We start from the raw sequence: 24,814 nt of genomic DNA on the forward strand, positions 1-24,814 counted from the left end.
TCGAATGGGTGTTCGAGTGTTGGTCCGGGGGTTGTGCCACAATGGTGCACATGAACGTAGATGGAATGCCGAAGGTTCGGTTCGTCCAGGAGGAACCTCCTCGTCGTCGGCAGTGGTTGGGTACTGCGGTAGAGGCGCTCTTCCCTTCCCATAATCAGGCGCTCGTGGTAGAGAACAAGCTTGTAAACCAGCCTGTTGTGCGTGTTTTAGGAGGTCCAGGAACCGGTAAGAGTTCGCTGCTGGCAGATCTCGCGGTGGACTACATGCAGGCGGGCATTCCGGCGGACAGCATTTTGGTGGTGTCACAGTCAAAAGAGGCCGCCGCGGAATTGAGGCGGGATATTGACAGGCGTTTTGCCTCTGAACTGGGGGAAGGCGGTTCGGTCGGGGCAGGTCAAGGTGGCATGGTGCGTGCCGTGCATTCGCTTGCCTATGCAGTAGTACGTGATGCCGCCGTCAGTCGGGGAGAGCCTGAACCATCGTTGACCACTGGTGCACGCCAAGATGCTGTCGTGCGGCAACTTTTGGCCGGTCATGCGGAAGATGGTGGTGCGTATTGGCCAGAGCGGTTGCGCCCGGCTCTTCCGTTAGTCGGTTTTTCCCGTGCGGTTCGTGACTTTCTGCTGCGTGCAGCTGAGCGGGGGATTGATGCCCCGAGGCTTCAGCAGCTCGGCGTGGACTATGGCATTGAGTCGTGGTGTGCGGCTGGCAAGTTTATGGCGGAGTATCAGCAGACTATGCGGTTGGCGTGGGAGCCCAGCCTGAACGCTGCAGAGATTGTCTCTGCGGCATTGATGGAGCTGGATACAGACGCGCAAGCACTGGCTCGGTGGGGAAAGTCGGTGGTGCTGGTCGATGATGCTGAACACCTATCCCCGGAAGCTGCGCGTCTTGTGGATCGGTTTGTGTCGCAGGCGGCCGTAGCCGTCATTACTGGTGATGAAGATCAATCGGTATTCCATTTCCGCGGTGCTAATAATGACTATCTCCGGGGGACTGGTGAGGTCGAGTACAAGGCAATCCACTTGCAGCAGTCTTACCGCTGTAACGCTGATATCGCGGATTTAGTCAACGCAGTTTCTCAGCGCTTGCCTAAGGCTCCTGCATACCGTGGCATTGTCGGTTCAGTTGGAGCACAGGAAGCTCGTGAATCCGAAGTTGGAAACAACAGCGATACCGTCGCAGCGGAAAACTCGTACGCAGCTAAAAGTGCAGTAAGCATAGCTATTCATCCTTCTGAACGTGCACAGCGAGCCACAGTCGCGGACTACTTCCGGCGCCTTCATATTGACGAGGGAGTGGCATGGAAGGATATGGCGGTCATCGTCCGGTCCGGTGCAGGGGAGTCCTCTCTGTTCCGTGCGTTGTCGCGTGCGGGTGTGCCTGTGCAGATTGACCCAACGGACATCGTGCTAAGTCATCAGCGATTGGTGCGAGCGCTGATGGTGGCGTTGCGGGCAACTATGAACCAGCTCGATGACGTGGAGTGGGACGAGTTCCTCTCCGGCCCATTGGTCAACATGGATCCGATTGTCAAAGAGCGTCTGCTGCGCGGAATCCGGAAGGCCGACCTGTTCGGCGGGGCCGCGATGACTCAGCTCATCGGAATCTTGAAGGCAGAGGGACTCACAGCTGAACAGCTGGAGCTTATTGAGTCTCTGTCGCAGCGTGAACGTCAGGCGCTGCAGGTGCCGCTGGATCTGTTGAGCGCAGCTCGTGAAGCGTTGCGCGATGGTGTGGAAGCAACTTTGTGGGCAATTTGGCAGTCCACTGGTTTGGCAGACCATCTGGTGGCGGCATCGTTGCGCGGCGGTACAGCTGGCGCATCGGCTGACCGCGATTTGGATGCTGTGATGGCACTGTTCGACTTTGCTGGTGACCGTGTGGAGCTGAATCCAAAACTGACGGTTGACGGTTTTATCGCTTCTGTGGAAGAGCAGGAGCTGCCCATCGGCGCACGTGACCGTAGCGGGGTAGAGCGCGATGCCGTGCGCATTCTCTCAGCCCATGCGGCTCTGGGCAGGCAGTGGAAAGCAGTAGCGGTTGTCGGAGTCCAGGAAGGCCAGTGGCCCAGCCTCGGTGTGACTGGCTCGGTGATGAAGCAGAACGAGTTCATCGGTCTCGTCGATCACGGAATTGAGCCGCGGGAGTACATCAATTCCATGGCGGATGCGCTGGCGGAGGAACGTCGTTTGCTGCACGTCGCGGTATCACGGGCGAGCGACAGGGTACTGCTGACCGCAGTCGATTCTCCTGACGATGTTGGAGTTCCCAGTCCGTTTATTATCGAGCTCGTTGAAAAGCTCGGTAATTCGGTGACGGAGCTGGCGAAACAATCGGAAGCCTCGTCGTCTGCGAACGGAGTCGGGGCTACGGCTAATGAAGTAAACGCCGGCAATCCGGATGTTGCAGAGGCAGAAGATGTCGCATGGGCCGGTGAAGGCCTGCCACGGGTGCTCTCTGTGGAGTCACTGCTGGCAGAACTGCGTGCAGCCGTTGTGGACGATGCGGAGACTGAGACGCGGCGTCGACAAGCTGCACGTCAACTCGCGCGATTGGCGCAGGTTGAGGTTGCTGGCGCACATCCAGACACCTGGTGGGGGCTCCGTGCACCGTCGACTTCGAAGCCGGTAAATGACAAGAAGCCGATGAGGATCAATCCCTCCAAGGTGGAAGCAACCCTGAGTTGTCCGTTGAAGGCCATGTTGGATAAATCAGCACCGACATCGGCCATGTATCTGGGCTCTCTACTGCATCAGGCGGTAGAAGCAGTCGCGAAGGGAGTGACTGTGCCTGAGGCTCAGTCTGAGATCCGGCGTGTTTTTGGGGACCTGTCCGATGATCCGGAGTGGCGTAAGCGTACTGAGGAAGAGACCTGGTTGACCGGGCTGGAGGATTGGCAGCGGTGGATTGAGACTAAGAAAGATATCGGAACCGAGGTCCCAGTAAATGTCAACATCAACGATGACATCGTGATTGTCGGACGAATCGACCGGTTGATTGAAGACGCTGATGGTGCAGTTCAAATCGTCGATATCAAAACCGGTAAGACAGCGCCCTCCGGTAAAGAAGTAGAAGGACACGCACAGCTAGCTACATATCAACTAGCGCTGTCGAAGGGGAAGCTCGTTGAAAGCGGAGATGGGCTCGCTGTGGACAACGGCGAAGGCATTGAACAATCTGGGGCATACCTGGTATTTCCGCGAAAGTCACACAATAAGACCATTATCACTAGCCGAGAACAGTCAAAGCTCACGGAAGACAAGTTGGCTGACTGGGAGCGTCGCGTGGAGCAGGTAGCACGTGCGACGTCTGGCCCGCGTGCCTTGGCGCTCGCTGGTGATCATTGCAAGTTCTGCACGCTTTCGAAGGCGTGCCCGGCAGCAGAAGGGAATCGGTAGTCATGTCGGAGGAACGAACCATCATTGATCCCGTCACCCTGTCGGAGATGATGGGGCAGGACTTTCCGCCCACTCCGCAACAAGCGGCGGTAATCGGTGCACCGATGGAACCAATGCTTGTTGTCGCCGGTGCCGGTGCTGGTAAAACAGCGACAATGGCTGCCCGTGTCGTGTGGTTGGTCGCCAACGGCTTTATCCGCCCAGAAGAAGTTCTAGGTTTGACCTTCACCAGGAAGGCAGCGCGCGAGCTCGGCGTCCGTATCCGCCAACAGCTGAATGCGCTTGCTTCCTCCGCTGCATTTCGTGCACAAGCTTCACCAGAGGTATTAGCAAGCCTCGAGGTCATTGCCCCAACCACGCTTACTTACGATGCTTATGCCTCTGAAGTCGTGAGCAATTATGGTCTTTTGCTGCCGACGGAGCCGGGGGTCACCATTATGGATGGCGCGACGCAGTGGCAGTTGGCCTGGGAAACAGCTCGCAATGTGACCGAAATTGATGTCGATATTGCACCATCAACGCTGGCTAGTCGCATTATTGAGCTGGGGTCGAACATCGACTCAAACTTATCTACCCCGCAGGCGATTCGCGAGGAAACCGAAGCGTTCATCAGCAATATTGAGCAGACCCCGCAGAAGGGTAAACGCGAGGGACTAATTGGCGATCTACAGGGCATCGTCGATAAGCAGCGGGAGAGATTAGAGATTTTGCCGCTGGTAGAGCAGGTTCGAGCTCGGTGCAATGAAGAAAATGTCGCCACCTTCGGTATGCAGATGGCTCGGGCGGCCCGGCTAGCCACCGACTTCGCGGAAGTCGGGGAGGAGGAGCGGCGTCGCTTTAAGATCATCATGCTCGACGAGTACCAGGACACGTCGCACACACAGCGGCTGTTCCTGCGTGCGCTGTTCTCCGGTGGTTGTGTCACCGCTGTCGGCGATCCGATGCAGGCAATTTATGGCTGGCGAGGAGCAACGGCCGAAAACCTTGTGCAGTTTGTCAATGATTTTCCGCGGTCGGATGGGCAGCCAGCGGAGAAAAAGCAACTGACCATTTCTTGGCGAAACCCGCAGTCAGTGCTGCAGCTTGCTAACGCAGTCTCCGACCGTGCTTTTGCGGGGCAGGCTCGTACGGTAGAGGCACTGGATGCAGGGCCAAAAGCAGGCCAGGGCGAGGTGCAGCTTGCTTTCACTGCAACCGGTGAGGAAGAAGTTGCATACATCGCAGATTGCATGGAGGCGCAATTACGCGAATGTGAAGCAGCTGGCAACAAGCTCGATGCCGCCATCCTGGTTCGGACAAATGCTGAATCGGCTGTCTATTTAGAGGCACTGTCTGAGCGGGGTGTGCCTGCAATCATTGTGGGACTCGCTGGATTGCTGCACTTGCCCGAGGTCATGGATATCACCTCGGTGATGAAGATATTGGTCGACCCCAGTTCAGACCCGGATGCTCTGCGTCTGCTGCTCAGCCCACAGTTCAATTTGGGTGCCGCGGACGTGGAGGCACTTCGCACTCGTGTAGACCAGCTGGCAATGGCAGGCAAGGACGAGTTGGCCCGAAAGAAGGGCAATGTCGAAGAGACTTCAGACTCCTCACCGCTTTCCCAGCTCGCTCGCCAGTATGACAAGCTCGTGGAAGATGCCGAAGCAGCATCGTCTGCGGTGGGGTTGGGGCACGCCATCGCCGACCCGGATATTCGTTTTTACGACGGCACCCCGCTGGCGCGCGGCAGTGTGGAAAAAAATGGGCGGTTGGTCTGTAGCGAGTCACTGAACTACACAGATGAAGCAATGGTGCGCATCGCACAGTTGGGTGCAAGCCTACGAAAACTACGCCGGTTCTCGCTGAATAAGCCTCTGCCGGAACTGGTCGAGGACATCGCTACTGAGTTTGGAATTCGCGTAGAAGCAGCGGCTGGACAGTACGGTTCTGCTACCGCGATAACCAGGCCGACAACCGCACATCTGGATAGGTTTGTCGATATCGCTGCGACGTATTCTCAAAATATCTCGGACGATGTGACAGGGTTTTTGAACTATCTGGAATTCGCTGTCGAACACGATGATGGCTTGGAACGGGCACCTATGAACATGCCGGAAAACTGTGTCCAAATCATGACTATGCACAAGTCAAAGGGCTTGGAGTGGGAAACGGTTGCTGTTCCGGGCATCACCACTAGCAAGTTCGACAGAGTTGATTTGTCATCGTGGCTCACCAATTCAGTTCAGCTTCCTCCTGGCGCAATTACTCAAGTGGATCCGCTAACGGCTAGTGCAGAAACAACAGAGGATGCAACGCAGCTTGCAGCAGGCGATTGGGCTCCTGTCGCTGATTCTGTCGATAGCAACGCCCCCGAACTGGACATATCAGGCACCGATAACCAGACCGACCTCAACAAGGTGATCAAAGCCTACAAGGAAGAGCTGCGAGAAGTGGAGAGGGAAGAAAAACAGCGCCTCTTCTACGTTGCCATGACTCGCTCCGCGAAAAAGCTCATTGTCACTGCAAGCAGGCGGCCTAATCCGAGCTTGAAGAAACCCACCGACGTGTCGGCGGACTTCGCAGCCATCGCCACTCAATTCAGTGACTATGTGGTGTCGTGGACAGATGGGGAGGACCCTGAGGTAGAGGACACTGAAGTCGATTTGGACTGCGACACTGCGGTTGATGGGGTGGTCTGGCCCGTCGATACCCTGGGCAACCGCCGAGATAGTGTGCAGCGAGCAGCCGAAAGCGTCATGCGCTACATGGGCGAAGACCAGGATGAGCGCCCCATTGCAGGTGACCTGTCTGAGGTATGGGAAACGGAAACGACCATTCTCGTGGATGAAATCCTTCGAGCTAAGGCCGCGGAGATTCATCTACCAATGCCGACAAGCATGTCCACTAGCGAATACCAAGCGATGATTGCGGATCCGGTCGCGTTTGCTCGTCGGAAAGCACGCCCGGTGCCGTTTAAGCCAAACCGATTCGCGCGCCGAGGTACGGCATTCCACGCTTGGTTGGAGAATCGCTTCGGTGCACACAGTCTGCTGGACGATGAGGATCTCTTCGGGGATCAACTGGATGACTTCCTCGGCACAGAGCAAGTCGCGTCCGAACGCGAACTGGAGAAATTGAAGGCGAATTTCGAGGCATCTGAGTGGGCTGACCGCACGCCAACGCATGTAGAGGTGCCGTTTGAAATTGCCATCGGGCAGAGGCGGGTCGTCGGCCGAATCGACGCGGTGTTTAACGACAACGGGAAGTGGAGCGTCATTGACTGGAAGACAGGCCAGATGCCGCGCGGAAAGGAAAGGGAAGTAGCGGCGCTACAGCTGGCGATTTACCGCCTGGCGTGGTCGGATAGGCTGCGCGAGATGGGAATGGAAACTGCCCCCGAAGACATTGAAGCCGGGTTCTTCTACGTTTCGGCAGGACGGACGCTAATACCAGATGAAGCGCTACTGCCAAGCAGGATAGAGTTAGACAGGAAGATGCGCGAGCTGATTGGATAATCATCTACGTATGTAACTGCCGCGTGGCCGTGGCCAGTTATCCAGGTGAAAGCAGCAGTTTGTATGCGCTATTTTTCACCGGGAGGAGTTTTCATGAAAGGCAGGCGAGGAGCGGTTGCGTAATCCAATTCGGAAATCTTCGGGATACGAAACCGGGCTCAATGATCTTCCCGGGCATGCACTGCTGGGAGTCATTGGCCTGCCTGAGTCCGCGCCGAAGAATCCTTGGCGGCTAATCATACGTCGTTTGAACTACGCCGTATTTTTGCTGCTGATTGCATCCGTCGTGGTTTACTACGACCGCAACGGATATACGGAGCCTCTCACCTTCATCGATGCGGTGTATTACTCGGCTGTCAGTCTGTCGACGACGGGCTACGGTGACATCACGCCGGTGACACAGAGGGCTCGATTACTCAATATTTTGATCATTACGCCACTGCGTGTGGCCTTCCTTGCTCTCTTGGTCGGTACTACTCTGACCGTTTTGACCCAAGAATCTCGGAAAACCCTGCAAATTCAGCGCTGGAGGAGACAGTTGCGCAACCACACCGTCGTTATCGGATACGGCACCAAGGGTCGTTCTGCCATTGCAGCTCTTCTCGCGGACGGCGTAGATCCGGCAGAAATCGTTGTCATTGATACGGACAAGGAAGCACTCGACCACGCTTCGAATCAAGGCTTGGCGACGGTGCATGGGTCGGCTACTAAATCCGATGTGCTGAAGTTAGCTGGTATTCAGCGTGCCCGCTCTATAGTCGTTGCACCGAACAAAGATGACACAGCGGTGCTGGTCACGTTGTCGGTCCGTGAGTTGGCGCCGGGTGCCTCAATTGTGGCCTCGGTGCGTGAATCAGAAAACCGCCACTTGTTGACGCAGTCAGGAGCAGACCAAGTGGTTATTTCTTCTGAAACCGCCGGCCGAATGCTGGGGCTGGCCACGGTGACTCCTTCGGTGGTTGAGATGATGGAAGACCTCCTGAGCCCGGATGAAGGATTCTCTGTTGCAGAGAGGCTGGTCACCGAAGAGGAAATCGGTGCCAGCCCACGGCACCTCGCGGATATTGCACTCGGCGTGGTGCGCTCGGGTGAGCTGTACCGAATTGATTCACCGGAGTGTGAATCGGTGGAGCCAGGCGACCGGCTGCTGTACGTCCGCCGTGTCTACAGCAATGACGAATAGCACTCGACCAGTTTAAAAATGGGGTCTAACAACTTTTGACTTACTCAGAGGCGGATGTGAACGAGCCGGATTATCTAGCTGGGCTGGATCCAGACCAGCGCGAGGCAGCAACGGCTCCGATGGGGCCGGTGTGCATTCTTGCTGGAGCCGGTACAGGTAAGACCCGAACAATTACTCATCGCATCAAGTACCTCATTGACCAGGGGTTTGTGCAGCCGCAGAAGGTATTAGCGGTGACATTTACCTCGCGTGCAGCAGGGGAGATGCGCGATCGCCTGGCAAAGATGGGAACGCCTGGAGTCCAGGCGCGTACTTTCCACTCGGCAGCTCTTCGCCAGCTGCGCTACTTCTGGCCCCAAGTCGCCGGTGATATGCCCTGGCAGCTGTTGGATGACAAGAAATTCCGTGTCGTCGCCCAAGCAGTACGCCGGGTGGGCCTGGACACCTCCAAGGAAACGATCCGCGATGTCATGGGCGAGATTGAGTGGGCGAAGGCCACTCTGGCCGGTGCGGATCAGTACCAGGCCGCGTTGCGGCAACATGGGCGCACGGCGCCTCTGTCTGCGGAAAAAATTGTCGATTGCTATCGCGCTTACGAGGACATAAAAACCACTCCTGACGGGCTATTGCTTGACTTCGACGACCTGCTCATCCACACCGCCGGTGCGATGGAGAATTCCCGTGCAGTGGCGGAGGAATTCCGCAACCAGTATCGGTGCTTCGTCGTCGATGAGTACCAGGATGTCACCCCGTTACAGCAGCGAGTTCTCAACGCCTGGCTGGGAGACCGTGACAACCTCACAGTTGTCGGGGACGCCAACCAGACGATTTACTCCTTCACAGGGGCGACTCCGCAGTACCTAATGAACTTCTCTCGGGACTACCCGGAAGCCACAGTGGTCCGCCTGCAGCGGGACTACCGATCGACCCCACAGGTCGTCGAGCTGGCCAACAATGTCATCGGCCGTGCGCAGGGGCGTATCGCCGGTTCGCGGCTGAAGCTGATTGGGCAGCGTGAAGACGGGCCGGAGCCGACTTTTAACCAGTACGACGATGAGCCGATGGAAGCTCGCGCGACCGCGCGCAGCATCAAGCGGCTTATCGACGCGGGAACGCCGGCATCGGAGATTGCCGTTTTGTACCGCATCAACGCACAGTCCGCAGTCTTTGAGCAGGCTTTGTCCGAGGTAGGAGTCGCCTACCAGGTTCGTGGCGGGGACGGTTTCTACCAGCGTCCCGAGATCCGCGATGCCATCGCCGCACTTGTGCGAGTTTCCCGTTCCTCACGGACCGTTCCGACATTGCAGGGCACGAATCTATTGGATTTGGTCAAGCAGGTTTTCGCGGGTCTTGGCATGACTGACCAAGAGCCGGAAGGCACTGGTGCCAGGGAACGTTGGCAGTCACTGCGCGCCCTATTCGACCTGTGTAAGGACATCGTTCATGCCAACACCGAGGTCAATATCCAGGCGCTCCTCGGCCAATTGCACACTCGGCAGCAGGCCAAGCATCCGCCGACGCTGGATGGCGTGACGTTGGCTAGCCTGCATGCAGCCAAGGGGCTGGAGTGGGATGCGGTGTTCCTCGTTGGGCTTATCGACGGTTCGCTGCCTATCCAACATTCGCTGAATAAATTCGACCGATCTCCTGCACAGGGAGCGGAAGCCATCGAAGAAGAGCGCCGTCTGCTCTATGTCGGCATTACTCGAGCCCGTGAACATCTGGAGCTATCTTGGTCATTGTCGAGGACAGAAGGCGGCCGCAGGTCACGTCGCCGCACACGATTCCTCGATGAACTCGACATTGATGTCTCTGACTACTCGGCGGAGGCACAGCGAAGCTCAAGGAGCTCTAGTTCCCGTGGTAAGCGTCAGCAGTCCAAACAGTGCAAGGGCTGCACTAAGCCATTGCACACCGACGCGGAGCGGATCTCAGGGCGCTGTGAAGAGTGCCCGGTCAGTGCGGATCCTGCGCTACTGGAAGCATTGCGTGCATGGCGCCTGGAAATGTCGAGAGAAATGACTGTCCCCGCATTCGTGATCTTCTCCGATGCGACCCTTCTGGCCATCGGTGAGCAGCAACCGACTACGCCGGAGGAACTTCTGCAAATTCCCGGAATTGGAGAAGCGAAGCTCAATCATTTCGGCGAAGGCATCTTGGGAATCGTCAATTCTTTTGTGAATTCCTAGTCAGATTCTGCTCAAGGCACTTCGAATTACATGAACTGCATCTGCGAGTTGCCATGACCACACACTGGGCACTGCGGGTGGGGAGCAACCGTAGTGCGGGTGATATCGAGGCTTTCCAAATCTATGCGCACCTCTGTCGCACATAGATCTGAGAGGTCCGGTCGCCGCAGCTGCCCAACCAACAGCGGCACCGCTGTGTTCAGCCATTCCGGTGCGGTCACGGGCGTAAAAGTGCGAAGCTGTAGCGCAATCAGTGCCCGGACGGGGTCGCGGTCTCGTCGATAAGCTTCGAAACACATCGAGCAGGGGCCTTGACCTGGCTGAACAAGCGGCCCAAGAATCAGTGCTCCATCGCGGAAATGCGTGTGCAGATGCTCAATTCCACGATGAAACAGAGCGCGAACCAAGGGCATGCTCGGTACTTCCATGCCCGTGACCACCGCGAGCCCGATATCTTCCGGCGTGGATTGAGATATCTTCAGCGTCGCATTGCGAGTGGGCGACATTGCCGTCGTCCAACTACCACAACCCGTGCGACGAAGCTCTTTTAAAAGTCCAGTGCGCAAACTGTCCCGACCGATCAGTGTAATCCTCCGCCGTGTCGGTGGTTTTTGGACCAGTGCGGCTCGGTGAAGGTCGGAGATAAGTGCGGTAATGAACTGCGGTGACAGTTTGTCGTGACTGTCAGCAAAGGCCTCGCTTAAGGTGCTACCTCTATGAGCTGCAAGAAGTGCCGAGAAGACAGGCCCCGGCGGGGTGCCGTCGGAAAGCGGCAGAATCATGCTGCGCTCCGGTTCCACGCCGAACTGAATCCGCGCGCCTGGGCGCATGACAATCGGTATCTCCGGCCGCAGCGCGTAGTCCGTGGTAGGCGCGGCAAGCGTTTGTGCTGCGGGTGCGTCCGAACCTATTACGCCAGCCGTACCATCCCGCCCCCGAGACGTATCCCTGTATTCCCCCATAAAAATATCTTTTACCCCGGGGCCAGCTTTTACGCAATCGCAGCGCAGAGCATATACGCTTAAAAAGCATGAGCACCAAGCGACCTGAGTACGGCCCGGATGTTGAGGTTCGGCGCTCGAAGCGCCGCCGCCGTACTGTGTCCGCCCGCGCGGAGGGAAACCGGATCATTGTCATGGTTCCGGACGATCTCAGCGCCGCTGCGGAAAAACAGCAGGTCAATGAAATTGTTGCGCGAGTGCGGAAGAAAGTTGGCAGCAACCTGGATAATTCCGAGCTGGAGCGCCGCGCACGGCTGCTCTCTCGTACGGTGCTGGAAGATCGCCCGCGGTTCGAGTCAATCAAATGGGTCAAGAACATGTCGCGCAGGTGGGCATCCGTCACCGGCGGTGTCGATAGTCCTGGGCGCATTCGCATTTCGCACAGGCTTGCCGACGTCCCGGGGTACGTCCTCGACGACGTCATTGTGCACGAACTGGTGCACACTTTCGTCGACGGTGGTCATACCGAAGAGTTTTGGTATTGGGCGGCAAAAGCCCCGTACCACGAACGGGCACGGGGCTATTTAGAGGCGTATCAGCGCTGGGGAACCCAGAGCTAACTCGCTACTTATCGTCGTCGGCGTCGCCAGAATTGTCCTCGTCGGCGTCACTGTCGTTGCCGTCAGCCGCGCGCTTTTCGGCTTCTTTGCGCAGCTGCTCTTCAAGCTCTGCGATCGGGTCGAAGTCATCGTTTTCCGAGCCGCCAAGAACCGAGTCAATAAAGGCCGCGGGTTCATCCAAATCTTCTGCTACGGGCAGGAAGTCCGGGTGATCCCAGACCTTGTCACGTCGCTCGATGCCCACAGCGGTGGTCAGGCGGTGCCACAAGTTGGTTGCCTCACGCACCTTGGGGGAGCCGAGGTCAATGCCGGTGGCCTTCTCCAGCGCCTGCTCAGCACCTTCGGTGGCGCGGCGACGACGCCAGGCTTCATCCAATTGTGCGGCACCCGGTAGACGCTCACCGAGGGCATCGGTGACAACCATGTCCACCCACCCTTCGACCAGTGCTAGCAGCGTCTGGAAACGAGTACGAGCATTCTCGTTGCGAGAACGAATCTTCGGACTCAGATCCATATTTTGCAGCTGACTCATAGCCTCCTGCATACGCTGCGGATCCTGCATGTTCTCAATATCCAGACCGCGAGCGGCCTCTTCGATCGCGGAGTAGTCGATGACGATGCCAGCGGCGTACTCCTCGACAGAGGAAATCATGCGTTCAGCCAGCCATGGCACGCGGTCGTAAAGACGTTGGTGTGCAGCTTCGCGGGCAGTGGCGTAGATAAACAGATCGCGCGCTGGAACCTCGAGTTCCTCTGCGAGAGCAACTAGATGTGTTGGCAGCAGTACCGCCGCACCAGTGGTGTGTAGCGGCAGCCCGAGGTCAGAACCAGTCAGGCTCGTCTGTGCCAATTCAGCCAGCGCATTCCCTAGCTGAGTACCGAAACTCATCGAGTTCATCTGGCGCATGATGCCCAGCATCGGGCCCATCATCTCGCGAGCTTCCTCTGGAACGCCCTCGAGGGAGGCATCACTCATGCGGCTGGCGACGGGATCGACAAGGCGAGTCCATGTCGACTTGGTGTTCTCCAACCACTGCAGGCTATTCCACGCTTCTACGCGGTTGACACCAGCGGGAAGGGAGGTGACGTCATCTAGCCACAGTTCGGCCAGGCGCAAGGAATCAGCCAGCGCCTCGCGGGCCGAGTCCTTCACCGGAGCTGGGTTACCAAGACGGGTCCGCGCAACGCGCTCGGCCGCGTCGTAGTTGACAGGGCCAGAGTTAGACTCCTGGAATCGCTGCCCCATGCCGGAGAACATCTCGCCGAACTGGTTGAGAATATCGCCCAAGTTCGGCTGTTCTCCTTTGCCAGAGGAGCCGCTGCCGGGCTGCCCGGGGCCGCCGAAACCGAAGCCACCGGCGCCGCCCATGCCACCGAAGGGAAACCCGAAGAAACCGAAAGGACCGCCCTGGCCGCCCTGACCGCCCTGGCCGGAGTCATTGTTGCCAGCGTCGTCACGATCGTCATCATTGTCGTTCGGACCAAAGCCAAATCCGTTAGAACTCATGCTCCCACCGTACCGGGCAATGACCCGCGTGAGTACTTAAAAGCACCACTTTATTGGCAACTTCGCGCCCAGCGAACAGACACGGACAAGATTCATCAGGTGTCCAGTAGGCAGATAGCGAGAATGTAGGGTGTTATTTGTGAATCGTCGTACCCAAACTCTTGTTGCGGGCGCTGTGCCCATCGCCGCGTTGGCAACTGTGCTTTCGCTGCCAACGCTGACAGTGCCCTATGCCGCGCAGGGGCCTGGCCCGGTCTTCGACGTCCTCAGCGATGTCGAGGGAAAGAGCATTATCTCAGTCAGCGGCAGTGCTGCGGACTCCGAACGCTCTAAGGGCACGCTGGATATGACAACCGTCGCAGTCAGGCATAACCTGACATTGCCGCAGGTCATTGGCCTGTGGTTCGATCGTGACAACGATATCGTCCCCATTGAGGCGGTATTCCCTCCGGGCCAGAGCCAGGACGAGGTGGAAGAGGAGAACAAGGCTGCATTCACCGAGTCGGAGGCCAACGCCACCTCCGCTGCGCTAGCCCATCTCGGGTTGCCGATGGAAGTCACCGTCGCCTACACAGTGCCGGATAGTCCTGTCGATGGGCGACTGCATGAAGACGATGTGATTCTCGCCGTGGATGGGGTGGCCGTAAGCAAGCCTGAGCAAGTCAAGGCGATCATTGCCGGACGCAACCCGGGCGATACTGTCACGTTGAGGGTCAAGTCTGCGACCGTCGACAAGCAGAAGACTGCTAAGGGCGAGGACTCTGACCCCGAGAAAGCCGTCGATATTTCTGTGACACTGGCGGAAAACCCGCATCAGAAGAATGCCGCGCTGCTCGGCGTTGGGATGGGGGCGCAATCCGCGGACGACACCAAGGTTGAGTACCAGCTCAGCGGCATTGGAGGTCCGTCGGCGGGTCTCATGATGACGCTCGGAGTGATTGACAAGCTGAGTCCAGGCGATCTGACCGAGGGGCAGGACCTCGCTGGCACCGGCACTATTGACGCTGCCGGCAACGTGGGCGAAATCGGTGGCATTACACACAAAATCTCGGCCGCCCGAGATGAGGGCGCCGAGATGTTCTTCGTGCCGGAAGGCAATTGCGCAGAGGCTGTGACTGCCGACCGAGGCGATATGAAGTTGGTAAAGGTCTCTGTGCTTGACGACGCGCTTGCGGCAATCGAAAAGCCGGAGACCGCGCAGACCTGCTCGTAGTTTTTGCCGTAGTCCCTACGAGCAGCTGCTAGTTTCAGCTAGTTCTTGCTGAAGGCCTCGAAGTTTTGCTGAGACTGCCATTTATCAATCTCTGCAGCCGTTGCGCGCAACTGCGGGTCAAATTTGAGGTAGGCCTTTGTCTCGCGCGCAATGAGCCCGGACAGGACAATCAGACCGATGAGGTTCGGTAGCGCCATCAGACCGTTGAGAGCCGAGGCGACGGACCAGACGGTTTCCAGATGAGTAACAGCGCCGACGAAGACTACGCAGGTGAAGACCGCACGGTAGAGACCGGTGCCGCGGCGACCGACCAGGGACTCGAATGCGCGCTCACCGTAGTAGGACCAGCCCAGCATGGTGGAGAATGCGAAGAAGACAACCGACAGCGTGACGATTGTGCCACCCCAGTGGCCAGGCAGTCCGCGGGAGAATGCCTCAGCAGTCAGAGCGCCAGTGTCGACGTTGCCATCCTGCCAAACACCGGTGCTGATGATAACCAGGCCGGTGAAGGACACGACGATGATGGTGTCAATGAAGGTCTGAGTCATGGAGACCAGACCCTGACGAACCGGGTGAGTGGTCGATGCGGCGGCAGCGGCGATAGCACCGGAACCCAGGCCCGACTCGTTGGAGAACAGGCCGCGGGCAACACCCATCTGCAGGGCGAGAATCAGCGTGGATCCTGCGAACCCACCAACAGCCGCGGTGCCGGTGAAAGCATCGGTGAAGATGAGCTTGAAGGTCTCGGGCAGCGCCGAGACATTGGCGACGAGCACCCACACGGCCGCACCGATGTAGAGCACAATCATCATCGGCACAAAGCCGGCGGTGATGCGGCCAATCGACTTAATGCCACCCATCAGAGCTGCGCCTACCAGGATGAACATGATCATGCCGGAGAGCGTCGGATCGATGTCGAAGCTGTTTTCCAGGTTCGAGGCCACGGCGTTGCCCTGGGTCAGGTTGCCGATACCAAACGCTGCCAGCGCAGCGAAGACGGCGAAGAGAATGCCCAGCGTCTTACCAAAACCATTCGGGATGGCCTTGCGCAGGTAGTACTGCGGACCACCGGACTGTTCGCCAGCTGCATCGACCTGACGGTACTTCACGCCCAGGAATGCCTCGGAGTACTTCGATGCCATACCTAGCAGGCCGGTCACCCACATCCAGAACAGCGCACCGGGTCCACCCAGGCCGATCGCGGTAGCGACACCGACAATGTTGCCGACACCGACTGTTGCCGCGAGAGCCGTCGCAAGCGCCTGGTAGTTGGTGATATCTCCCTCGGCGTCTTCGTCGTTACGGTCGATGAGTCCGAGGCGCAGTGCCGGGCCGAGTTTGACCAGGTGAATTGCACCCAGGCGAATGGTCAAAATGATTCCGGTGCCGATCAGCGCGGGGATCAGGAGATACGGACTCCAAATAAAACTATCCGCCGCTGAGGCAAAATCGCTGAAGCTTTCCATGCTGTGGAACTTTACTGGTAGAAAGCCTAAATTCGATCATTAAATTCTCAGAAAATGATTATTGTGCTACTAATTCGCCACAAGTGGGGGTAAACACATTCCGACGAAAGCAAAAACTATTCCGCCAATCAGTGTCAGAGCAAGGTACCCACATGCCCTCCAAAAGTGTTGGTTCTTAAGGCGTACGATCTCTCCGGCGAGTGTGGACCACGTCGACAGGCCGCCGGCGAAGCCAATCATTACCGTCGCATAGGCCAGAGCAGGCGTCATGCCATTGCTTATCGACGTTCCCCGCGACCACACCACAGCAGCGACACCGGCGACGAAGCAGGCAATCATATTCGCGGTCCACGTTCCGGGCAGTTTGGAATCAGCCCACTTCACCGCAAGCTCGGCCAGCGCATAGCGCAGCGCTCCACCTACTGCCGCGCCAACTGCGATAGCGAGGATGGCAGAGAGTGCCGAGGAAAAAGAGCCGAGGAGATCGCCGGTCATTCCGCGACCTCCCGTGCGCACTTGGTGCCCAACCAGTAGGCGAGAGGGCAGCACAGCAGGTGAATAAGTCCGACGCTCACAATCAGTACGACTGACGTGTCCGCTTGCACCAACAAGAGAATGACAAATGCGGAGAAAGTGGTGAAACCGCCACAAAAGCCAGTACCGCAGAAAGCGGAAAGCCGAGGATTAGCGAACGCGATACTGCTGACCAGGCCGAAGAGAAAGCAGCCCAACAAGTTGATGACAGTGGTCGAAACTGCGCTAGTTCCCGAGCTCACAATCGCATCGATTGCCGCGCCGAGCAGAAAGCGACTTACCGCGCCAATAGCGGCACCGCCGGCGACAACCAGGGCCATGAGAACCTGCGCCCGTCCTGCTGATGGCAGTTTCGCAGCGACAGATTCCTCATTCATGGTGAAAACGCTAGCACAGTGGCGAAAGGGGAGGTAGGCGCCGACAATTCGGAATCTTTCACCAGGAGGTGTTCCCGTCGGCACGCGACAATCTACCTACTGCACCCTATTGCAGGGGCGAGTTTGCCTTACCGAGTGGTTCTTGCCATGCGCGCCGACCCTAAAACGGGGACACTGGGGAAGAGGAAGCGCATTTAAATCCGGTTTTCCCATTCCGGCCGGCTCGTCGGCGGTGAAATCGGTGGTTGCGCAGTTCGCCGATTCAGCAGGAGGATACCCACAATGGCTCATGAGCGCGCCGGGCAATTGGCCCAGCCATCCGACCTTATCGATGTCGCGGAACTGGTCACTGCTTACTACACAAAGCACCCGGATCCGAATAACCCCGACCAGAAGGTCGTCTTCGGTACTTCCGGTCACCGCGGTTCCTCCCTCGACGGCGCTTTCAACGAAGGCCACATTCATGCCACCACTCAGGCCATCGTGGATTACCGCAAGGGCCAGGGCATTGAAGGCCCGCTCTACGTCGGTCGCGATACCCACGGCCTGTCCGAGCCGGCAATGATTTCCGCCCTCGAGGTGCTCACGGCCAACGGCATCACCGTGATGGTTGACGCTCAGGATCGCTACACGCCGACTCCGGCCGTCAGCCACGCGATTCTGACGTACAACCGCGACGTGGAGGGAGGTCCGACGGGGAGTAGCTCCGCGCGTGCCGACGGCATCGTGATTACCCCTTCCCACAATCCGCCACGGGATGGTGGTTTTAAGTACAACCCGCCGACTGGTGGTCCGGCGGACGCGGATGCGACGGACTGGATTGCAGCTCGTGCCAATGAATACTTGGCTAAGGGCCTGGATGGGGTTGAGCGCCAGCTGGTGGATAAGGCCGGAGACCTCGTCGTAAAGCACGACTACCTCAACGCATACGTGTCGGACCTGCCGAATGTTGTCAACCTCGACGCCATCCGTGATGCCGGCGTGCGTATCGGCGCCGACCCAATGGGTGGTGCGTCGGTGGATTACTGGGGCGCAATTGGCGATGCGCATAACCTAAACCTGACTGTGGTCAATCCGCTGGTTGATGCGACCTGGCGTTTTATGACGCTGGATACAGACGGCAAGATTCGTATGGACTGCTCCTCGCCGAATGCGATGGCGTCCTTGATTGGTAACCGCGATAAGTTCGACATCTCCACCGGCAATGACGCGGACTCCGATCGCCACGGAATTGTGACACCGGACGCGGGTCTGATGAACCCGAACCACTACCTGGCCGTTGCCATTGACTACCTCTTCGCGCACCGTCCGGGCTGGTCGCAGGAGACTGCGGTCGGTAAGACGCTGGTGTCTTCGTCGATGATTGACCGCGTCGTTGCCAATTTGGGCCGCAAGCTCGTGGAAGTTCCAGTCGGCTTCAAGTGGTTCGTCCCGGGTCTGCTCGGCGGCACCATCGGCTTCGGTGGTGAAGAATCCGCTGGTGCATCGTTCCTGCGTCACGACGGCACTGTGTGGTCTACCGATAAGGACGGCATCATCCTGGACCTCCTGGCCAGCGAGATCAAGGCTGTGACCGAGAAGACTCCATCGCAGCTCTACGCAGAACTCGCCGATAAGTACGGTGCCCCGGCTTACGCCCGCACTGATGCGGACGCAACCCGTGAGCAGAAGGCAATCCTGAAGAAGCTCTCGCCGGAGCAGGTCAAGGCCGACACCCTGGCAGGGGAGACTATCACGGCCAAACTGACTGAAGCACCGGGCAACGGCGCTGCGATTGGTGGCCTCAAGGTGGTTACGGAGAACGCTTGGTTCGCGGCGCGTCCGTCGGGCACTGAAGATAAGTACAAGATCTACGCGGAGTCCTTCAAAGGCGCGGATCACCTGGCACAGGTTCAGGCTGAGGCACAGGACGTGGTTTCGGCAGTTCTGAACGGGTAATCGGTAACCATTGGGCTAGCTGTAAACAGTTAGCCTGTACTAACATTTCTGTGTATGAAGAATTTCGTAGGCGTGGTGGCACGATTCGGCCTGGCTGCAGTTTGGTTGTACTCGGGTCTTATCAAACTACTGAACCCGCTGGAATCGCGTCAGGCAGTTCAAGCTTATGAGCTGCTGCCGAGCGATTTGGTGCCGATGGTAGCGGTTGCGCTGCCCGCTTTCGAAGTTATCCTCGGACTCCTGCTGGTATTGGGGCTTTTCTTGCGCCCGGTAGCGGTGTTGTCTGGCGCGCTCTTGCTGGTGTTTATCGGCGGCATTATCTCGGCGTGGGCGCGCGGCCTGCAGATTGACTGCGGTTGCTTTGGTGGCGGTGGCTACGACGAGAACGCTGACGCGGTTTCATATCTAAAGTCAATCGCCCGAGACATCGGTTTTCTGGCCTTGGCTGTATTTGTGTACGTGTGGCCGTGGAAGAAGTTTGCCATTTACGCCTAGTCCGCTGGCTAGAGGGGAAGCCTAGGGGATAGGCCAGGGGAATGGGGCAAGGTGATGGGGCCTAGCAACCATTTCTGTTTTCTCAGGCGCAATTGTGTCATTGGCAAGAAAACACCGCTATCGTAAGCGGTGTGAGTCAGAAGATTAAGAATCCAAATGAAAAGGGCAGTGGCTTCGTCGTCGGCCTGATTGCTCTTCTTGCTGTCGTTGCAGTTGTTATTGGTGGCGTTATCTACATCGGCCGGTCGCAGCCGATTGAGGGACTGCCAGATGAGGACGTCGACTTCTCCGTCGCACTCGACGGCGATGTCATCCGACTGAGCAAGGACGGCGCCGAAGGGGCTAAAACAGCCACGATTTTTGAGGACTTCTCGTGCCACTACTGTGCTCAGATGAGCGAAGAGGGTCACGATGATGAGCTCAAGGCGCTAAACGACGGCAAGCTTGTCGCTGAATACCGCACGCTGAACTTCCTGGATGGTCAGGAGAAGGAGCAGCGTGACGGTCACTCCACTCGCGTCTTCGCGGTTGCCCGCAAGATTGCTGAGACCGGTGATGCTCGCGCATATTGGAACTTCCGCACAATGATGATGGCTGACCAGCAGAACTCTGTCACGTGGAGCGATGATGAGTTGGCTGACCGTCTGGAGCAGCTCGGTGTTGCTGACGAAATTGTCAGCGAAGTCCGTTCCGGCATCGACACCACCGAGGCTAAGGCAAGCGCAAATGCCAACTTCGATGACCTTGAGAAGCGCTTGGGCAAGGTTTCCTCACCGCACGTCTTTGTCGATGGCAAGGATATTCTGGAGAACATTTCCGGTGATGGCGGACTGGGGCAGTGGGTCAAGGTGGCCCTGCGCTAGGTTCCGTGCACGCTCACACGATTCATCTTCAGTTCATGTTCGGCAGATCTGCTCTAGGGCACTCGACGAATACGTAAAAGAGTGTTCTACATGCGGATTTGGTGATACATGACAGTGCCATGTAGCCTTTGAGGAGTCCACAGCGGAGGGTGAAAGCCACTTCGATGTTGATTCTGGGGCTATGGCGCAGCTGGTAGCGCACCACACTGGCAGTGTGGGGGTCACGGGTTCGAGTCCCGTTAGCTCCACCAGTATGAAATCCCTCGGTCGAAATGACCGGGGGTTTTCTTGTATCTACCCCTGGGTAGTGTGCTCGCCGTTTACCTCAATGATTGGTAATCCGTATGGCTGTAGCAACTTTGTCTGAACGGTGGAATACTGGGGGTATGGCAAACAACGACTCCGTTATTCAGAAACTGTCCACCGAAGAATCCCTTGAGCTGCTGGCTACGCAGACTTTTGGGCGACTGGTTGTTCGTCGTAAAGACGATATGGACCTTTTCCCGCTGAACTACGTCGTTCATGAGGGAAGCATTTACTTCCGCACTGCCGAGGGGTCGAAGCTCTTTACTGTTTCTCTGAACCACGATGTTCTTTTTGAGGCCGACTTTGTTGACAAGGATGCTCAGAAGGCCTGGTCGGTCATCGTAAAGGGTGACGCAGAGGTTCTCACCTCCCGCGCGGATATTAACGCTGCAGATGAGCTGCCGCTGAAGCCCTGGCTGCCGACGTTAAAGTACAACTACGTGCGCATTACCCCGAACGATGTTTCGGGTCGCCATTTCCACCTCGGGGAGGAGCCGAATCGCTACGAAGTGTAGCGGTGGCATACGGCACTTTTGCTTTACGACGGTGGGGGCTCCGTCGTGAAGCAAAGCTTGTAGCGTGCAAAGGCAGCTTTTAGTGACTGAGCACCGCCGTTAGCTGTTTTTTAAAAATTGTTGGGTTAAATTACCCAAAAGCGCCCTAAGTGAGATTCAACCCGTTACAGTCGCAAATGTGACGTGCACCATAGAATCGACCGATGGGGTGCCAGCGCAGCCCGATGTGCGCAGGCAGTCTCCACGTATGCAGAAGATCGTAGATGAAGCGCGCGCGATGCTGCGCGAATCGGGCTGGAGTGCTATCAGCATGCGCCGCCTAGCGGCGCGGCTCGATGTGAAGGCGCCATCGCTGTACAAGCACATCAGCGGTAAAGAAGAGCTCCTTCAGCTGTTGCTGACCGAGAGCCTCGAGAATCTGGGCAAGCGTATTCATGCTGCCATTGATGAGGAATGCACTTCGGCGTCTCTGCTGCAGGCGTACCGCCAGGCAGTTCTCGACGATCCGCATGGTTACCGGCTGATGAGTCGCACTAATTTCGTGAATGTCGTCTCGCCTTCGTCGTTGGATGCCTGGATTCGCGATGCATTCATTAAGGTTGCCGGCGATGAGCCTAAGGGATTGGCCATGTGGGCGTTCGCCCACGGTTTGGTGACCGCCGAGCTGGTCCAGGATGGTTCACCTGCGCTGGAACCCAGCGCCGAAGCCGGTGCGGCAGACAGCTTGGCCGCAGTTGGGGCTATTTGGGACGCTGGCGCGGAGGCCTTCTCTTAAGGGGTTTGCTGCTCTGTCCGGGACGCTAGATCGGTGGCCCGGGGCAGTAGCCTAGCGCCACCAGGAATCGGCCGGTCCGGGCGGGACGGCTCGCTTGTGCCGGGAAATGGAGTAGAGATACTCGATTCGCGCGGCATCCTCATCTGAGACAGCCTTGCCTTCGAGGTAGTCGTCGATGGCGGTATAGGTCACCCCGAGCGCAACTTCGTCGGGAAGCGCAGGGCGGTCTTCTTCCAGGTCGGCCGTCGGCACCTTCTCCCACGTACTGGCTGGTGCGCCGAGGTGACGGAGTAAGGCCGCGCCCTGGCGCTTGCTCAGCCCCTGCAGCGGGACGAGGTCGCAGGCGCCGTCGCCGTGCTTGGTGTAGAAGCCGGTGACCGCCTCCGCGGCGTGATCTGTGCCGATGACCAAAGCGCCGTCAACACCCGCCACTGCGTACTGGGCAATCATTCGCATGCGGGCCTTAATATTTCCCTTGTTGAAATCGCTGATAGCGCTGCCGGCCAGGGCATCGGTGACCTGGGTGGTTATCGCGGCGGTGGCCGGTGCGATATCGATAGTTAGCCTTTGGTCAGGCTGAATGAATTGCAGTGCCACCTGTGCGTCGTCCTCATCGGCCTGGACGCCGTGGGGGAGGCGAATGGCAATGAAAGTGGCATCCTCACCGCCGTCGCGAAGCTTTTCGACGGCCAACTGCGCTAGACGCCCGGCCAGCGTGGAGTCTTGGCCGCCAGAAATTCCGAGCACGAATCCCTTGGCGTGCGCGGTGCGGAAATAATCGCAGAGAAAATCGACTCGGCGGCTGATTTCCTCGGCGGCATTGATGGTGGGCTGGACGTGGAGGTCGTTAATAATCTCCGACTGGAGGGGATGCGGGAAATCCTGTGTGCCTACTGGGGTCATGAGCCTCACTCTACCGCTAGTTCCGGACGGGAAAAGGGATGATTTTCCTGCCAGAAGAGTGCCAAAACTCTCATCTTTATCGAGTAAGTGCTGTTCGGATAGGGGGTCTTTGCCTGGACGGTGGCAAGATTTCCAGCGTGAGTACAACCGAACAGAATAAGACTGGACCGAACCGGGAAACCACCACATCTCGGTCGATAGCCGTGGCTATCATCGCCGCTCTGGGCGGCCTCCTCTTTGGTTACGACACCGGTGTCATCTCGGGCGCGCTGCTGTATATCCAGCGCTCTTTTGAGCTGACTCCAGGACAGGAGTCCACTGTCACCGCCATGCTCTTGGTCGGTGCGGCTATCGGTGCGTTCCTGGGCGGTCGCGTAGCGGACTCCCTGGGGCGCCGTGGCACCATCCTGCTCGGAGCGGTCGGCTTCATCATCGGCAGTATCTGGTGTGCTTTCGCTACTAGTGCGTTTTCGCTGGGTGCTGCGCGTACTTTGCTCGGCGTCTGTATCGGTGGTGTTTCCATCGTCGTACCGATGTACATCTCCGAAATGGCACCACCGCATGTGCGTGGACGCCTGGTCAGCCTGAACTCGCTGATGATCGTGATTGGTCAGCTGGTGGCGTTCCTCACCAACTCCGCCCTAGCCTCCTCCGGTAACTGGCGACTCATGCTTGGACTCGGCGCTGTCCCCGGCATCGTGCTGCTCATCGGCATGCTGGTTCTGCCGGACACTCCGGCCTACCTCGTCCGTCGAGGACAGGAGGGCAAGGCGCTGGCCGTGCTGCGTCAGATGCAGGGAGATGAGGCGACCCTGGCTGAGGTTGCCGTTGATGAGGCGTCGTCAAGCGCCGATCAGCGTGCAGCCGAGCGCCTTGCCGTGAAAACCCCGTGGGTGCGACGCACCGTCATTATTGCGATGCTCATTGGTGTGACGCAACAGGTCACGGGCGCGAACGCGATTATGTATTTCGCGCCGACGATGATGAACAAGGTTGGCTTGTCGACGGAAAGCTCTGTCTATACCTCCATCATCATCGGTATCGCCTCGGTGATTTCGTGTGCAATTGGTATGAGCATCATTGACCGCGTTGGTCGTCGGCGAATGCTGATTATCGGTTTGGTGGGCTGTGCAAGCTCGCTGCTCGTGCTGGCGCCCGTCTATGGTTTGTCGAGTAACTCTTCGACGGGTGCCATGATGTCGCTTCTGCTGATGACCGTATTTATCGTGTTTCAGCAGGCGGCTGTGTCGGTGGCGACCTGGCTCCTGATTTCCGAGATCATCCCGACAGAGGCTCGTGGCCTGGGTATGGGGCTGGCAGGGCTCGCGCTATGGGTTGCGAATTGGTTTGTGGCGCAGGCTTTTCTTCCGATGGTGGATGCTGTCGGTGGTGCGTGGTCGTTCTTCTTCTTTGCCATTACGGGCGCAATTGCGCTGGTATTCACCATCAAGGCGGTGCCGGAGACCTCAGGTAAGACGCTTGCCGAGGTCCGCGAGTACATGATTGCCGCTGCCAAGTAGAGAAGTGGAAGCAGTTGCAACGTGGGGAGTCGCGATCTTGGGGTTGCCCGTCAAAGAACATGTTTCCCCCGGATTTTTGGAGTTATTCCGCTTATTAGGTAGTATGGCAACTCGTGTCGTAACGCATCCTCTTTGATATTTCTTCGGATTATCAGGAAGGGTGCGTTGCCAGGCAGTCACTGGGGTGATTGTCCGGGGAGAGTGCAGTGTGCACATTCCCGTTTCGGAGCCGAGTAGAAAGGAGCGCCCGAATGAAGGTCCGCAAGTCCCTTCGGTCGCTGAAGAACAAGCCGGGCGCTCAGGTCGTGCGCCGTCGTGGCAAGGTCTACGTGATCAACAAGAAGGAGCCGCGCTTCAAGGCCCGTCAGGGCTAAGCCTTATTTAGGCTAGCGCGAAGCAAATAGCTTCCTCATTTATTGCCAAAACCGCAATCTGAAGTCGCAGTTTTACTGTGGCCAAAGGTTGCGGTTTTTGGTTTTTGGAGGAGGTAGGTTCAGGCGGTGACAGCGTTTATGGCTGGGGGCGGTGGGGCGATGGAAGTTACTGACTGCGTTTATGTCAAAATTGGCCC

General features: G+C 57.8%; 19 protein-coding genes and 1 tRNA gene. 14 read left to right on the top strand and 6 right to left on the bottom strand.

What is annotated here, in order from left to right; all coding sequences use genetic code 11:
• Nucleotides 1-50: 50 nt before the first annotated feature.
• The 4 genes from CRD18_RS10310 to CRD18_RS10325 all read left to right on the top strand — a co-directional run bounded on the left by CRD18_RS10310 (nucleotide 51) and on the right by CRD18_RS10325 (nucleotide 10,270).
• Complete coding sequence (locus CRD18_RS10310; RefSeq protein ID WP_242458712.1) at nucleotides 51-3,401, top strand: ATP-dependent DNA helicase; 3,351 nt, start codon at nucleotides 51-53, stop codon at nucleotides 3,399-3,401.
• Between the two features lie 2 nt (nucleotides 3,402-3,403).
• A complete protein-coding gene (locus CRD18_RS10315; protein WP_048733333.1) occupies nucleotides 3,404-6,898 on the top strand; it encodes an ATP-dependent DNA helicase in 3,495 nt (1,164 codons plus the stop codon).
• Nucleotides 6,899-7,013: 115 nt separating this feature from the next.
• Nucleotides 7,014-8,081 (top strand): TrkA family potassium uptake protein, encoded by a 1,068-nt coding sequence (locus CRD18_RS10320; RefSeq protein WP_016422233.1) that lies wholly within the window; start codon nucleotides 7,014-7,016, stop codon nucleotides 8,079-8,081.
• A gap of 119 nt (nucleotides 8,082-8,200) precedes the next feature.
• Complete coding sequence (locus CRD18_RS10325; RefSeq protein ID WP_065421676.1) at nucleotides 8,201-10,270, top strand: ATP-dependent DNA helicase UvrD2; 2,070 nt, start codon at nucleotides 8,201-8,203, stop codon at nucleotides 10,268-10,270.
• Nucleotides 10,271-10,296: 26 nt separating this feature from the next.
• On the opposite strand, the gene CRD18_RS10330 is transcribed toward CRD18_RS10325, so the two are convergent.
• Nucleotides 10,297-11,232: a TOMM precursor leader peptide-binding protein gene (locus CRD18_RS10330; RefSeq protein ID WP_242458713.1), complete on the bottom strand. Its 936-nt coding sequence runs from the start codon at nucleotides 11,230-11,232 to the stop codon at nucleotides 10,297-10,299.
• 68 nt (nucleotides 11,233-11,300) lie between these two features.
• On the opposite strand from CRD18_RS10330, the gene CRD18_RS10335 reads away from it, so the two are divergent.
• The gene (locus tag CRD18_RS10335; protein WP_016422236.1) at nucleotides 11,301-11,831 is read left to right on the top strand and encodes a YgjP-like metallopeptidase domain-containing protein; all 531 of its coding nucleotides are present in this window, start codon (nucleotides 11,301-11,303) and stop codon (nucleotides 11,829-11,831) included.
• 4 nt (nucleotides 11,832-11,835) lie between these two features.
• Here the strand turns inward: CRD18_RS10335 and CRD18_RS10340 are convergent, their stop codons facing one another.
• Nucleotides 11,836-13,338 carry a zinc-dependent metalloprotease gene (locus CRD18_RS10340; protein WP_101739135.1) on the bottom strand — a complete coding sequence of 501 codons (1,503 nt, stop codon included), beginning with the start codon at nucleotides 13,336-13,338 and terminating at the stop codon, nucleotides 11,836-11,838.
• A gap of 139 nt (nucleotides 13,339-13,477) precedes the next feature.
• Here CRD18_RS10340 and CRD18_RS10345 point away from each other — a divergent pair, with 139 nt between their 5' ends.
• Nucleotides 13,478-14,551: a PDZ domain-containing protein gene (locus tag CRD18_RS10345; RefSeq protein ID WP_049172847.1), complete on the top strand. Its 1,074-nt coding sequence runs from the start codon at nucleotides 13,478-13,480 to the stop codon at nucleotides 14,549-14,551.
• A 38-nt stretch (nucleotides 14,552-14,589) separates the two neighbouring features.
• Here the strand turns inward: CRD18_RS10345 and CRD18_RS10350 are convergent, their stop codons facing one another.
• The 3 genes from CRD18_RS10350 to CRD18_RS10360 all read right to left on the bottom strand — a co-directional run bounded on the left by CRD18_RS10350 (nucleotide 14,590) and on the right by CRD18_RS10360 (nucleotide 16,928).
• Nucleotides 14,590-16,017, bottom strand: a complete 1,428-nt coding sequence (locus CRD18_RS10350) for a sodium:alanine symporter family protein (RefSeq protein ID WP_048733326.1) — start codon at nucleotides 16,015-16,017, stop codon at nucleotides 14,590-14,592.
• A gap of 69 nt (nucleotides 16,018-16,086) precedes the next feature.
• The gene (locus CRD18_RS10355) at nucleotides 16,087-16,512 is read right to left on the bottom strand and encodes a CrcB family protein (protein ID WP_049172850.1); all 426 of its coding nucleotides are present in this window, start codon (nucleotides 16,510-16,512) and stop codon (nucleotides 16,087-16,089) included.
• A complete protein-coding gene (locus CRD18_RS10360) occupies nucleotides 16,509-16,928 on the bottom strand; it encodes a CrcB family protein (RefSeq protein WP_242458714.1) in 420 nt (139 codons plus the stop codon). Before CRD18_RS10360 ends, CRD18_RS10355 begins: the two co-directional genes overlap by 4 nt.
• A 282-nt stretch (nucleotides 16,929-17,210) precedes the next feature.
• On the opposite strand from CRD18_RS10360, the gene pgm reads away from it, so the two are divergent.
• The 6 genes from pgm (at nucleotide 17,211) to CRD18_RS10390 (ending at nucleotide 21,820) form a co-directional block, all read left to right on the top strand.
• Nucleotides 17,211-18,866, top strand: coding sequence for a phosphoglucomutase (alpha-D-glucose-1,6-bisphosphate-dependent) (gene pgm / locus CRD18_RS10365; protein WP_070767627.1), 1,656 nt, complete (start codon nucleotides 17,211-17,213; stop codon nucleotides 18,864-18,866).
• 54 nt (nucleotides 18,867-18,920) lie between these two features.
• Entirely contained in the window at nucleotides 18,921-19,361 is a 441-nt protein-coding gene (locus CRD18_RS10370; RefSeq protein WP_048733317.1) for a MauE/DoxX family redox-associated membrane protein, read from the top strand.
• A 131-nt stretch (nucleotides 19,362-19,492) separates the two neighbouring features.
• Nucleotides 19,493-20,224 (top strand): thioredoxin domain-containing protein, encoded by a 732-nt coding sequence (locus tag CRD18_RS10375; RefSeq protein ID WP_016422244.1) that lies wholly within the window; start codon nucleotides 19,493-19,495, stop codon nucleotides 20,222-20,224.
• Nucleotides 20,225-20,399: 175 nt separating this feature from the next.
• Nucleotides 20,400-20,475 (top strand) — tRNA-Ala (locus CRD18_RS10380).
• 135 nt (nucleotides 20,476-20,610) lie between these two features.
• Nucleotides 20,611-21,045: a pyridoxamine 5'-phosphate oxidase family protein gene (locus CRD18_RS10385; protein WP_048732964.1), complete on the top strand. Its 435-nt coding sequence runs from the start codon at nucleotides 20,611-20,613 to the stop codon at nucleotides 21,043-21,045.
• A gap of 178 nt (nucleotides 21,046-21,223) precedes the next feature.
• Entirely contained in the window at nucleotides 21,224-21,820 is a 597-nt protein-coding gene (locus tag CRD18_RS10390; RefSeq protein ID WP_224784081.1) for a TetR/AcrR family transcriptional regulator, read from the top strand.
• Nucleotides 21,821-21,871: 51 nt separating this feature from the next.
• Here the strand turns inward: CRD18_RS10390 and nadE are convergent, their stop codons facing one another.
• A complete protein-coding gene (nadE, locus tag CRD18_RS10395) occupies nucleotides 21,872-22,723 on the bottom strand; it encodes an ammonia-dependent NAD(+) synthetase (RefSeq protein ID WP_187406716.1) in 852 nt (283 codons plus the stop codon).
• A 38-nt stretch (nucleotides 22,724-22,761) separates the two neighbouring features.
• On the opposite strand from nadE, the gene CRD18_RS10400 reads away from it, so the two are divergent.
• Together CRD18_RS10400 and ykgO are read left to right on the top strand one after the other, a co-directional pair.
• On the top strand, nucleotides 22,762-24,243 hold the full coding sequence (locus CRD18_RS10400) for a sugar porter family MFS transporter (RefSeq protein ID WP_141758952.1): 1,482 nt from the start codon (nucleotides 22,762-22,764) through the stop codon (nucleotides 24,241-24,243).
• Between the two features lie 251 nt (nucleotides 24,244-24,494).
• Nucleotides 24,495-24,617, top strand: coding sequence for a type B 50S ribosomal protein L36 (gene ykgO, locus CRD18_RS10405; RefSeq protein ID WP_005511141.1), 123 nt, complete (start codon nucleotides 24,495-24,497; stop codon nucleotides 24,615-24,617).
• Nucleotides 24,618-24,814 lie beyond the last annotated feature (197 nt).

This window comes from Corynebacterium sp. LK31 (assembly GCF_014335015.1).
GTDB lineage: Bacteria > Actinomycetota > Actinomycetes > Mycobacteriales > Mycobacteriaceae > Corynebacterium > Corynebacterium jeikeium_D.